General features: G+C 71.5%; 11 protein-coding genes. 7 read left to right on the forward strand and 4 right to left on the reverse strand.

Annotated elements, in window-relative coordinates; genetic code table 11:
* Positions 1-60 precede the first annotated feature (60 nt).
* A complete protein-coding gene (locus tag MTQ01_RS03140; RefSeq protein WP_247486735.1) occupies positions 61-915 on the forward strand; it encodes a hypothetical protein in 855 nt (284 codons plus the stop codon).
* A gap of 225 nt (positions 916-1140) precedes the next feature.
* On the opposite strand, the gene MTQ01_RS03145 is transcribed toward MTQ01_RS03140, so the two are convergent.
* On the reverse strand, positions 1141-2430 hold the full coding sequence (locus MTQ01_RS03145; protein ID WP_247486736.1) for an NAD(P)/FAD-dependent oxidoreductase: 1290 nt from the start codon (positions 2428-2430) through the stop codon (positions 1141-1143).
* Positions 2431-2635: 205 nt separating this feature from the next.
* On the opposite strand from MTQ01_RS03145, the gene MTQ01_RS03150 reads away from it, so the two are divergent.
* Positions 2636-3211 carry a helix-turn-helix domain-containing protein gene (locus tag MTQ01_RS03150; protein ID WP_247486737.1) on the forward strand — a complete coding sequence of 192 codons (576 nt, stop codon included), beginning with the start codon at positions 2636-2638 and terminating at the stop codon, positions 3209-3211.
* A 94-nt stretch (positions 3212-3305) separates the two neighbouring features.
* Here MTQ01_RS03150 and MTQ01_RS03155 read toward each other — a convergent pair whose 3' ends face one another.
* Complete coding sequence (locus MTQ01_RS03155) at positions 3306-3767, reverse strand: DUF6194 family protein (protein WP_247487694.1); 462 nt, start codon at positions 3765-3767, stop codon at positions 3306-3308.
* Between the two features lie 45 nt (positions 3768-3812).
* Here MTQ01_RS03155 and MTQ01_RS03160 point away from each other — a divergent pair, with 45 nt between their 5' ends.
* Positions 3813-4682 carry a MerR family transcriptional regulator gene (locus MTQ01_RS03160; RefSeq protein WP_308294350.1) on the forward strand — a complete coding sequence of 290 codons (870 nt, stop codon included), beginning with the start codon at positions 3813-3815 and terminating at the stop codon, positions 4680-4682.
* A 437-nt stretch (positions 4683-5119) separates the two neighbouring features.
* Positions 5120-5329, forward strand: a complete 210-nt coding sequence (locus tag MTQ01_RS03165; RefSeq protein WP_247486738.1) for a hypothetical protein — start codon at positions 5120-5122, stop codon at positions 5327-5329.
* 195 nt (positions 5330-5524) lie between these two features.
* On the opposite strand, the gene MTQ01_RS03170 is transcribed toward MTQ01_RS03165, so the two are convergent.
* Positions 5525-6142, reverse strand: a complete 618-nt coding sequence (locus MTQ01_RS03170; protein ID WP_247486739.1) for a TetR/AcrR family transcriptional regulator — start codon at positions 6140-6142, stop codon at positions 5525-5527.
* A gap of 65 nt (positions 6143-6207) precedes the next feature.
* On the opposite strand from MTQ01_RS03170, the gene MTQ01_RS03175 reads away from it, so the two are divergent.
* Genes MTQ01_RS03175 through MTQ01_RS03185 form a run of 3 tightly spaced genes read left to right on the forward strand, consistent with a single transcriptional unit; the run spans position 6208 to position 8546 of the window.
* Positions 6208-7113 (forward strand): oxidoreductase, encoded by a 906-nt coding sequence (locus tag MTQ01_RS03175; protein ID WP_247486740.1) that lies wholly within the window; start codon positions 6208-6210, stop codon positions 7111-7113.
* A gap of 12 nt (positions 7114-7125) precedes the next feature.
* Complete coding sequence (locus MTQ01_RS03180) at positions 7126-8088, forward strand: SDR family NAD(P)-dependent oxidoreductase (protein ID WP_247486741.1); 963 nt, start codon at positions 7126-7128, stop codon at positions 8086-8088.
* The gene (locus tag MTQ01_RS03185; protein WP_247486742.1) at positions 8085-8546 is read left to right on the forward strand and encodes a nuclear transport factor 2 family protein; all 462 of its coding nucleotides are present in this window, start codon (positions 8085-8087) and stop codon (positions 8544-8546) included. The genes MTQ01_RS03180 and MTQ01_RS03185 overlap by 4 nt, the downstream gene beginning before the upstream one ends.
* 445 nt (positions 8547-8991) lie before the next feature.
* Here MTQ01_RS03185 and MTQ01_RS03190 read toward each other — a convergent pair whose 3' ends face one another.
* Positions 8992-11736, reverse strand: coding sequence for a hypothetical protein (locus MTQ01_RS03190; RefSeq protein ID WP_247487696.1), 2745 nt, complete (start codon positions 11734-11736; stop codon positions 8992-8994).
* Positions 11737-11785: the final 49 nt, after the last annotated feature.

The following is an 11785-nucleotide window of genomic DNA, read 5'->3' on the forward strand; positions in this document are numbered from 1 at the left end:
GGTCCCGGGGCGCGCCGGGGCTTACGGCCGCCTTAGGTACGGGCCGTAGGGTGGCGCCGTATGGCTACCGACAACGCGAAGAACCGCGACACCCACGACCCGAAGGCCGCCGACGGGGAGCAGGCAGCCACCGACCCGGTCGCCGATGCCAAGGCCGCGGACGCCAAGCTCGACGAGGCCAGGGCGACCGAGCCCACCGAGCCCACCGAGCCCGTCGACGGCACCGACACCGGTGCGAAGAGCGTCGACGTCGACAAGAAGTCCGCCGGCGCGGGGGGTGCCACCGCGGCTGCCGCCACCGCCACCCGTACCTCGCGCACCGACGCGGAGACCGACGCGCAGCCGGAAGGCAGCGGGTCCGCGACCTCCCGGGCGCACGACTCCGAGACGCGTGACGACTCCGACGACCGGCCCGAGGACGACGCGTCCGACGACTCCGACGACGAGGAGCACGACTCCGACGGCGAGGAGCACGACTCCGACGACGCCGTGGACCGGTCCGGCGCCCCGAGCGCCGGCTTCGGCTCCGGTGCTGCCGCCGTCGTCAGCGCCGGACTCGGCCTGACCGCACTGGTGGGCAGCCCGGTCAGCGAGATGCTCCGATCCCGCGAGGAGCTGGTGGGCCAGATCGAGAGCGGCGGCCAGGGCAGCGCGGAACAGCAGATCGACGTCCTGTACAGCTCGCCCTGGCATCTGGCCGCTCTCGTCAACGGCGTCTTCGCGCTGCTCGCGGTGATCCTCGGCGGAGTGCTCCTGGCCGCGATCGCCTCGCGCGCCGACACCCGCTCGTGGGTCAAGTCCGTCGCGCTGGCCGGCGTCGTTCTCGGTGCGCTCGGGCTCTTCATGGCCCTCGGCATGTACTTCGACCTGTTCGCCGGCACGCCCACCGTTCCCGCGGCTCCGCAGGGCAGTTGACGCAGCCGCGCCACGCACGGCGTGCGCCCCGACGCTCCGGCCCCGGCCGGGCGCCGGGCCCCGAGCCCGGCGTCCGGTTGCCCTCGGCCGGCAGCCTGTCGTCCGTCGCAGGCCGGTTCCCGCCCGCCGCCTCTTCTTCCGACGTTCCCGTCCGCCGGGCCGGGGCTGTCGGCCGTCGGCCCGGCGGTGGCCGTTCCGGCCCGGTGCGGCGGGTGGCCGACCTCCTCAGCCGGTCGGGGCGGTGACCGACCGGACGAACGCGGCCTCGGTCTCGGCGGTGGCGAGGTGGGCGTTGATGTGGGCGCCGGCCAGAGCCCCCGCGGCGGCGGACTGGCCGACCTGGGCGGTGGGGTCGGCGACGTTCCCCGCCGCCCACACGCCCGGCACCCCGGTCGTACCGGCGAGCCCGGTGACGACCCTGCGGCCCATCCCGCCCGGCAGCTCCTCCATCGGGAGACCGAGCGCGTCCAGCCCGTCGGTCCGGGCGACCATCGTGCTCGCGACAGCCAGCACCCGCCGGGCCGCGAACTCACCGCCGGCCAACCGCACTCCGGCGACACCGCTGCCCGCGCCGCTGCCGTCCGCGCGGCTGTCGGCCGGTTCGCCACTGCCCGCGTCACTGCCGTCCGCGGTCCTGCCGGACCCGGCGCTGCCGTCCGCGGCGCGTACGACCTCGGTCACCGGGGTGTCGACGATGCGGATGCCGCGGGCGGCGAAGCGTGCGCGGGTGTCCTCGTCCAGCTCGGTGCCGCGGGTGAAGTAGACGAGATCGTCGGTCAGTTGGCGGAACAGCAGCGCGTGGTGGGCCGAGGCGGGGCCGACGGCGAGGATGCCGATGGGCGCGTCCCGCACCTCCCAGCCGTGGCAGTAGGGGCAGTGCACCACCCCGCGCCCCCAGTGCTCCGCCAGGCCCGGGATCTCCGGCAACCCGTCCCGTACGCCGGTGGCCACGAGCAGACGGCGCGCGGTGAGGGCGCGACCGTCGGCCAGCGTCACGGTGAACAGCGGATCGTCCGCCGGAAGCACCTCCGAACGTGGTGTTGCGGCGGTGGCCCGCTCCGCCGCTGCAGGTCCCACCGGTACGGCGGAGACGACGGTGCCGTGTGCCACCAACCCGCCGTACCGACGCACCTCAGCCCTGCCGCGGCGCAGGAGTTCGGCCGGTGGTGTGCCGTCCAGCGCGAAGAGCCCGTGGACGCCTGCCGCGGGAGCGTTGCGCGGAGCACCGCTGTCCAGTACGAGAACCGAGCGGCGCGAACGGGCGAGCATCAGCGCGCCGTTCAGCCCCGCGGCACCGCCGCCGATCACCACCGCGTCGAGCGTTCCGTCCGGGATCGCGTCGCCCGGGTCGGCTGCGTTTCCCGGGTCGGCTGCGTCGCTCGGGTCGAACGCGTCGCTCGGGTCGAACGCGCCGCTCGGGTCGATCGGGTCGCCCGTGTCGTCCAAGGCGGCGGCACGATCGGTGCCGGGGTGTTTCGCGGTGCCGGTGTTGTTCCCGGTGTCTGTGCTGCTCATCTGCTTCGCCTCCTGCGGAGTGGCTCCGGCGGCCGGGTGCGGGATCTCGGACCGGTGGCCGATCGGTGCGGGTCGCTGCGGGTGCGGGAGCCGGTCGGGTGGTGCGGTGCGGTCCGTCTCGCGTCGTCGCCGTCACCGCCTGCTCGGCATCCCTCTTCTTCTTGCACGCTAGGCAGGTTTGCGATGCACGCATAACATTTTGCGTATGACGCAAGAAGACGGCGATCTCGACGGCCTCGTACGCAAACGGGTCCGTGCCCTGCGGCTGGCACGGGGCTGGTCGCTGGAGGAACTGGCACGACGAGCCCACCTGAGCCAGTCCACCCTCAGCCGCATCGAGAACGGCGGTCGGCGGCTGGCGTTGGACAGCCTGGTCACCCTGGCCCGCGCGCTGGACACCACCCTGGACCAACTCGTCGAGAGCGCCTCGGACGACGTGGTCATCAGCCCCGTCGTCGACGCCGCGCACGGGGCGATGCTCTGGCCGGTGCGCAGCGACCCCGGCGTCACCGTGGTGCGCCGCCGACTGACCGAGCCGCCCGCCGAGAACCCGGCGCGCATGTACGCCCACCCCGGACGGGAGTGGCTGGTCGTCCTCTCCGGCACCGCCGTACTGCTGCTGGGGAACCGGCGCCTTCGGGTCGAGACCAACCAGGCCGCCGAGTTCGCCACCATGCTGCCGCATGCCATCGGAGCCGAGGGTGGGCAACCGTGCGAGATCCTCGGCATCTTCGACCGCGACGCCCACCGTGACCACACGCGCCGCAGCGAAAGCGTCTGAACTCGCGACCGGTGAGCGGCGGCGGGACGCGCCCGCGTGCGACCGTACGCGTGCGGGCCCGTACGCGTACGCCTGGCCCGCGTCGTCGTGCGAACTACCGGCCCGTTCCCCTGCGTTCCGCCCGACGCCGCGCGGCATCGTGCGCCGTGCGCAGCAGGGCCAGCGCCGACTCGTACGTGCGCGCCCCGGGATTGACGATCGACACCCACCCCTGCGCCCGGTACACCGGGTGTGCGAAGACGACATCGGTGGCGGTGAAGTGCGCGGGCGCCGCGTCGGTGCGCGGGCTCTCGCCGGTCAGCTCGGTGAACAGCTCGGCGCCGACGCGGATGTTCAGCCGTCGCCGGTCGGCGCGGTCGAGGTCGTTGGTGGTGTCACCGGGAAGGTTCTTGGTGACGACGGTCGCGTACGGCTGTTCGCGCTGTGGGACGCGGCCGTCCGGCGCCCAGTAGAAGAAGTGGTCGCCCACTGCGATCTCGGGATACCCGTCGCCCGCCACGGGGGCGAGCTCCAGAACTCCGGGAAACGTGCGGACACTTTCGAGGATTCGGTCCATGCTCATGGTTCAAGCGTGTGCTTGAAGTGCCGGTGGAGGGTTGGGATGAACCGATCGGACGCGGAGTCGGCCGCGCCGGAGAAGTGGATGAACACGTCGGCCGTGGCCGCCGCCTCCGGCTACTCGGTGCAGCAGGTGCGAAACCTGGAGGCGTGCGGCGTTCTCCCCGCCGCGCCCCGCGCGGAGAACGGCTACCGGCACTTCGCCGCCGTACACCTCCAAACCCTCCACGCGTACCGTGCGCTCGCCCTGGCGGTCGGCCCCGTCGCGGCCCGAACGGCGATGCGCCGGCTCCGCGACCTGCCCCACGACCGGGGCGCCGCGTTGATCTGCGCCTTCCACGCCGGGCTCAACGAGGAACGCGAGCAGGCTCTCGCGGCCCGCCGCGCCCTGGAGACCATCAACGCCGAACCAGCGCACGACACCGGCCCCACGCACCACACCGGCCCCGCGGACGACCCCATGCACGGCACCGACCCTGCGGACGACCCCATGCACGACACCGACCCTGCGGACGACTCCGCTGACGGCGGGGACGACTCCATGACCATCACGGAGCTGTCGCAGGCGCTCGGAGTCAGGCCGTCCACACTCCGCTTCTGGGAGTCGGCCGGACTGGTGGCGCCGCAACGGATCGCCACCCGTGCCGGCAGCGTCCGCCGCTACCACCTGCCCGCGATCCGGGAGGCCCGTATCACCGCGGCCCTGCGCGCCGCTGGCTACCGCGTCCCGGACGTACGCCGCGCCCTCACCGCGATTCGCGACCTCCACGACGTGCGCGACCCGCTCGCCGCACTCGACGCCCGACTGGACGCCATCGCCCACCGCTCCCTCACCCTCCTCCGCGCCGGCGCCCTCCTCGCCGACCTCCTCACCCCACCCGCCCCGACAACCCCACCTGGCCCGGTGGCGTAGGTGCTGCGGAACGCGCATTCCGTCGTACGCCTCGGCTGACCGTGGGCGCGCCGTTCCGGCTGTCGTACGGCGGGTTGACGGTTCGGGAGAACGGCTGGAACTGGACCGGTGGGCCCGGAAGTTGCCGACCGGGCCGGTCTGCCGGAGCCGCCGACAGAGCGGGGAATGGCCGGAACCAGTGCTTTCGGTGATCGACTGATCACCGACTGTCGGCGTCGTGTGCTCTCATGCGGGGTGGTCGTGCTCTGTGGCAACTGTCGGAATTCGAGGGGGACTTGAGGGATGGAACACCGTACGAACGCCTCCGCGCCCGGCGGCGCCACCCGTCGTGCGGTCGGCCGGCCGCCGGTGATCGGCCGGGGCTGTGGTCGGTGCGCGAGTCAACTCTCCTGGCCTGTGGTCGCGTTGCTCTCCGCCGTCCGATGGAGGACCGTTCGATGACCCTGAACCTCAACCTGGCCGTCCTGTTGGCCGTCGTCCTCGTCATCCTGCTTCGCCGAAGGGTGGCGCCGCGCAAGAAGGCCGACCAGTACGGGGTGGTGTTCGCGGCCCTGCTCTTCGGCATCCTGATCGCCCCGACCGACCTCGGGCAGACCGTTCTTTCCACGGTCGGCCAGGTCCTCACCGTCGCCGAGCCCGGCGAGTAGGGCGCCGTGGCGGGACGCCGGCTGAGGTCCGGCCGCGCGTGCGGGCGGGGCTACTGTCAACAGCACGGCGAGGCTGTGGCGGCGGGATCCGAACTCGTGACGGTGTGAAGCCGCCACGCGGACCGACGGACCGACGGACGGACGGCCCGGCTCGGGCCGGGTGGGCACGGCGACGCTCGCGTTCGCGCTCTGCCGTCAGTGGGGCTCCGGTGGGCGGGCGCCTCGCAGGAACTGTGTCACCGCGGTGTCCACGAGTCCTTCGAGTCGTCCCGGCTCGATCATCCCGCTGTTGTACATGGACGTGATGCCCAGCACGGTGGCGTAGATGACGAGGCCGATGGCCTCCGGGTCGCCCTGCTCCAACTCCCCGCGCGCCTGGCCCTCTTCGATCAGGTCGCCGATCTGTCCGAACGCGGCTGCCGCGGCCTCGGCGACGGCGGTCGCCCCCGGGCGGTGCTTGCTGGAGTTCATGAGCCCGGCCAGTGCGGCGTTCTCGGTCGCGAACCGAACGTAGGCCGATGCGAACGCGTGCAGGTGGGCGGGGAGATCACCCTCGTCGTCGATCTCGTCCACCGCGGCGCGCAGTGTCGCGCCCAGTCGGACGAATCCCGACTCGGCGAGGGCGTCGAGCAGTGCGCGGCGGTCCGCGAAGTGCCGGCGGGGTGCCGCGTGGCTCACGCCGACGTCCCGTGCCAGGTCCCGCAGGGAGAGCTGCTCGACCCCGTGTTTCCGCAGGTTGCGCTCGGCCGCTTCGAGCAGCTCCGTGCGGAGGTTCCCGTGGTGGTAGGGCCGCTGCTGGGTGGTGTCAGGCATGGGGTCAGCCTACTCAGCGCGATGTTGCCATTGACTACAATGTTGACGATGGCTACTCTCAAGTCATGTCCAGATTCTCCCTCGCCGACATTCCCGACCTGACCGGCCGCACCGCCGTCGTCACCGGCGCGAACAGCGGAATCGGGCTCGTCACCGCCCGCGTTCTCGCCGAGCGCGGTGCGCGGGTTGTCCTGGCCGTGCGCGATCCGCGGAAGGGGGAAGCGGCGGCGGCGACCATGACGGGCTCCGTCCGGGTCCGCACCCTCGATCTCGCCGACCTCTCCTCCGTACGGGCGTTCACCCGCGAACTGCCGGGCCCCGTAGACCTGTTGATCAACAACGCCGGACTCTCACTGGGGCCGCTCTCCCGGACGGCGGACGGATTCGAGCTGCAGCTCGGTACCAACCACCTGGGCCACTTCGCGCTCACGAACCTGCTCCTGCCGCGTGTCAGAGGACGAGTGGTCACCGTGGCCTCGCTCGGCCACCGGATCGGCTCGCTGGACTTCTCCGATCTCCAGTGGGAACGCAGGCCGTACAAGCCCAACGCCGCCTACACGCAGTCCAAGCTGGCCAATCTCCTGTTCGCCGCCGAACTCCAGCGTCGGCTCGCCGGCGCGGGATCACGCGTCATCTCGACGGCCGCGCACCCGGGCATCTCCTCGACGAATCTGATGCGCGCGGAGGCAGGGCCCTCCCTCGGCTTCCGTGTCGAGAAGTTCCTCGTCGGGCTCATCGCCCACAGCGCCGAGGACGGCGCGCTGCCCACGCTCTGCGCCGCCACCGCGGACCTCCCCGGAGACAGCTACGTCGGCCCCAGCCGGCTGTGGGGGATGCGCGGCGCGCCGACGCTGGTCGGTCGGGCAGCCCGAGCGCGCGACCTCGCCGCGGCACGGCGGCTGTGGCAGGTGTCGGAGGAGCTGACCGGCACCCGCTTCCCGCTCGACGAACCCGCGACCACCACCTCCTGAAAGGCCGCCACGGTGATACGTCCACCGAAATACAAGCGGAAGAGAACCCGCAAGCCGCACGAACTCGTCGTCGTCACCGGTGCTTCGACCGGCATCGGAGCGGCGACCGCCAAGGCCCTCGCCGCCCAGGGGCACCACGTGCTCGCCGGAGTGCGCAGCGCCGCCGAGGCGGACGCCGTCCGGGCCGACGACATCGAACCGATCACCCTGGACATCACTGTCCCGGAACACATCGAAGCCCTCGCCCGGCGCATCGCCGACGACCCCGAGCAGCGCGCTCTGCGCATCCTGGTCAACAACGCGGGCATCGAGATCAACGCTCCCGTCGAGGTGCTCCCACTTGCCCTGTGGCGCGAGCAGTTCGAGGTGAACCTCTTCGGACACATCGCTGTCATCCAGAAGCTCCTGCCGTTCCTCCGGCGGAGCCGCGGCAGGATCGTCAACATCAGTTCCGTGGGCGGGGTGGCGGCGCTGCCCGTCTTCGGGGCGTACGCGGGAACCAAGTTCGCCCTCGAAGCAGCGAGCGACTCGCTGCGCCGCGAGGTCTCGACGCACGGAGTGCAGGTGGTCGTCGTCCAGCCGGGCGGCGTCCGGACCGAGATGGCCGCCCGCAGCGGTGACATCTCCCTCGAACTCGCGGCCGCGATGAGCCTCGAACACCAACGTCTCTACGGCGGCCTCGTCGACGCGACCGTGGCCTCCAACGCGGCCTTCCTCCAGCGTGCGCTGTCCGCGGAGAAGGCGGGGAACAAGATCGCCAGGGTGGCGACCACGCCCCGCCCCCGCGCCCGCTACACCCTCGGCACGGACGCCGCCTTCATCGTTCCCCTCGCGCGATTCCTGCCGGCCCGGCTGATGGACGCCGTCCTCACCAGGAGCCACCGGCCCCGGAATCCGGAGCCCACCTCGGCGCCCGAGCCGATGTCCACACCCGCATCCGAGCCCGCCCACGGACCCACCGGGAACCCTTCATGAGCACCCTCGCCGACCGCATCGAACTGATCGAACTGATGGGCCGCTACGCCGACATCGCCGATCTCAAGGACTTCACCCGGCGCCCGTACCTCGTCCACAGCGATTCGGTGACCCTCGACTTCTCCTCGGTCGTCGACATGCCGCCCATGACCGTGCCGCTCGACGAGTACGTACAGGCGCTGGGTCAGGCCTTCGCCCCGTTCGCCGCCACCCACCACTGCGTCACCGGCCACGTGGTCGAGATCGACGGCGACCGCGCGACCATCCACGCGCACGTCCGCGCCGAACACTGGGTGCCGGAGGAGCGGGCGGAGGGCGGACCGGACCGATGGCTCGTCGTCGGCTTCTACGACAACGAGGCCGTCCGGACACCGCACGGCTGGCGCCTCAGCAGTGTCAAGCTCACCGCCACCCACCAGGAGAACGCGCACCTGGCAGCCCCCGCCCCTACCACCTGACCCGGCGGCCCCGCCCCGATTGCCTGACCCGGCAGGTCGGGCCGCAGGCTGGTCGACGGGTCGACGGACGTACACCGGGGAACGATCAACGAACGCGGCCCGACGCGGGTTGCCTCCGAAGGAGGACCCGTCCGCCTGACTTGGGCCGCACCACGACGGACGAAGGTCCCGGTTGCTTGCGCGTCCGGGACCATCGTCAACAGGTGCGGTGAGGCAGTGGCGGAGAAGCGGGGATGGGGCTCGCAAGAGCGTACGTGTGCCGACCGCCCGTCAGGTCGGACTGCCCCGGCACTTACGGTGAACCGGGCCGTCTGTTCACGGACCCACTCCGAGCGCCCGCCCCGGCCGGCCCTGAGCGGGCAGGGCCGGCCACTGTGGCGCCATGGCGCTGGGCGGCCAGGAGCGCGCGGATCCGCGCGGGGCCCGAGGCTGTGGGGCAGAGGTGCTACGAGGCTTTGCGGACCACACCCTCGAAGGGTGAGCCCAGCGGCTCGTCTCCGTCGTCCGTGAGCTGTAGGCGGACGTACTTGGTCGCTCTCTCACCCTGGCCGTGGAGGGTCGGGATCGCCAGGTCCGCCAACTTCTCTCCTGCCGGGAACTCGAGCATCATGTAGTAGTCCTCGAACGCCTCGGAAAGCGGGACGGCCGGGTTCGGGACCTCGTCCACGTGCTGGCTCAGCCACTCCTGGTCCACATCGGCTGTGGTGAGTTCCGGCCGGCCGCCGGAGACGGGAAGGACCTTGACCAGGGCCAGAATTTCTTCGTCCGCCTCCGCCGAGAGAGAGAGGCGCCACTTCAGCGGCTTGCCCTCGGTGACTTCGGCGGCCACCGGCTCGACACCGATTTCTGGCATCGGGTCGTCGTTCTCGATGGTGATGCCGCCGGTGTGTGAGCCGACAACTGTGCCCCGGACCGCTTTGGCCACGACGGCGTGGCGCTTGTCCGGCCCGTAGCGCTCATTGCCCTCGACTTCGACCTCCACCGTGATCCCGGGCCTGCCGGGGCCGACCTCGACCAGCTTGGCGGTGGCCTCGCCGCTGTCCGGGTCGATGACGTGAATCCGGACAGCTCCGGCCTGCTGCCCAGTGGTTCGGACGGGCACTTGGTAGGTGCGTGAGCCGGAGTCGCCTTCCTTCACCGTGAGGTGGCCGATATCGACGCGCGTGAGGGGTGCGGCCGTGACCTCGGGGGTGCCGGGCTTCCAGGACCAGGCGTCCATCAGCCACGCCTTGCCGGGGGAAGATCGCGGCGTCAGCTCCAGGTGAGCGATCCGATCCGCGTCGAGGCCCGCCCGGGCCGCGGGAGTCAGCGGGACACGCACTTCCTGCGCCCAGACCGACTTGGTGCGGTCGGTGCCGGGCAGGCCGTCGAGGCGGACGGCGCCGAGCTTGGCGCGCTTGCCCTGGGCATCCTCGAGGTGGATGTCGAAACGGGTGTCACTCGTGTTCGGTGGTACGGCGATGCGCAGCGCGAGACTCTGGGCACCCTCGACCTTCACGGGTTCAGCAGGTGTGATCCGGGCAGCGGTGTCTGGCTCCTTCCAGTTCAGGGCGATCGCGCGTCGTCCGCTCTCGTGCTGTGGAAGCCAGTTCGCGAAGTGAGGGGAGAAGCCCGGACCGCCTGCGTCGCTGATGCATGCAGAGTCGTCGGGGCCGACTGCGTCGCACATTCGCGCACCGGACACCTTCGGAGAGCCCTGCGGGTCGTCGGGCAGGAAGAGGGCGCTTCGGTTGCCGCCGACCGCGTGGGTCAGGACCCGCGCCGGGTCCGCGGAGGGGGCGCGGCGGCCGGAGCCGTCGACGAGCTGGCGCACCCGGTCGTCACCGTCGACGAAGAGCTGTGCGGCAGCGGCGATGTAGGTCGAGCCCGCTTGGTGCTGCTGATCGGCGGTGAGCCGGCCGGGAGCGTCGGGCGAGCAGAGCGGATCCTTCACGCCAGGTGGCATCAGAGTGAGAAAGTCGTCGTTGGCAGGGGCTTTGGCCTGGCCCGGGGTCCACTCGCTGTTGAAGAAGTTGTGGTTGGCGCCGACCATGTACACCGAGCTGTGCATGGCCTTGCCCTGACTGACGCCGCGAGTGCCGTCCGTGTAGACCTGGCCTTGGAGGTCGGTGATGTCACCGTCGCAGCCGCCCAGGATCGTGAGCGAGGGGACGTCGGGCACCGGGTTCTGGCCGAGCACCGAGGGCGTGATCTTGACAGTTCCCCGGATGTTCCAGCGAGCCTTTGAGCGGTAGCCGTCCTGGGCGGCTGGTGGTGGGTAGAGGCTGTCCATCACAGCTCGGTTGACGCCCTCGCCGCCGCGCGAGTGGCCGACGAGGAGTGTCCGGGACAGGTCAGCCGTGGGGGTCTTGCGCAGGGCAGCGGGAGCGGAGTCGGGCTCGGTGGCCCAGGTGGCCCAACGGCCCAGATGGTGGCGGATCAGTGAGGAACGAGCCTGGGCGCCGTCGTCCTCCAACTCCTCGTCCTGGCCGTTGATGCTGTTGGCGGAGATGGAGACGGTCACATACCCCTGGGAGGCCAGCAGCTTCTGGTCACGCAGATATCCCCGGTGGCTGGGGATCGGCTCGCTGCCTTCGGCGCAGGGCCAGTTCTCGTCCAGCTCCTCGGTGCCGGGAACGTAGCAGGTGGAATGGCGGCCGTGGAGAAAGAGAGCGAAGGGGCGTTCGCCGGACGCCTGCTCGGGGGCGACGACGACACCGCGCATCTCGACGGGCTTGGCCAGGCCGGGGAGCTTCACCGCAGGCAAGTCGTACTCGGCGGTGGTCGTGGCGTACGAGCCGGGCTTGCCCGGATCGACGGACCCTGCCGGGAGTTGGGGCGGGAGCGTTGGGGCAGGGTCTGCTGTGGCGCCCGCTCCGGCGCTCTTGCCCGTGGGGTCGTCGATCCGGCGTCCGGCGGCTTGGACCTGGAGGGAATCCAGATCGGCTGTGCGCACCCGGTCGAGCGGGAGCCGGAAGGACCGGCCGTCGTCCTGCCGTTCGGGTACGCCCACGAGCGTGCCGTTCGCGCGGAACTCCACGCGGGCGCCGCTCACGGGGAACGGCTTGGGCGCCCGCCACTCCAGAAGGTGCTGCCCGTTGTCGGTCGCAATACGCCAACCCGGCGGCAGTCCCTTGCCGACTTCGGTCTTCTCGGCGCTGCGTGCCTCGGGCGCTGCGAAGCCCGCTGCCGGCGCCGCTCCTGACACCATCAGCACCGCTACCGCGATGGGCCATAGCTTGTTGGTACGTCTCAAAGTG

The sequence above is a fragment of the Streptomyces sp. XM4193 genome (genome assembly GCF_023072595.1).
GTDB lineage: Bacteria > Actinomycetota > Actinomycetes > Streptomycetales > Streptomycetaceae > Streptomyces.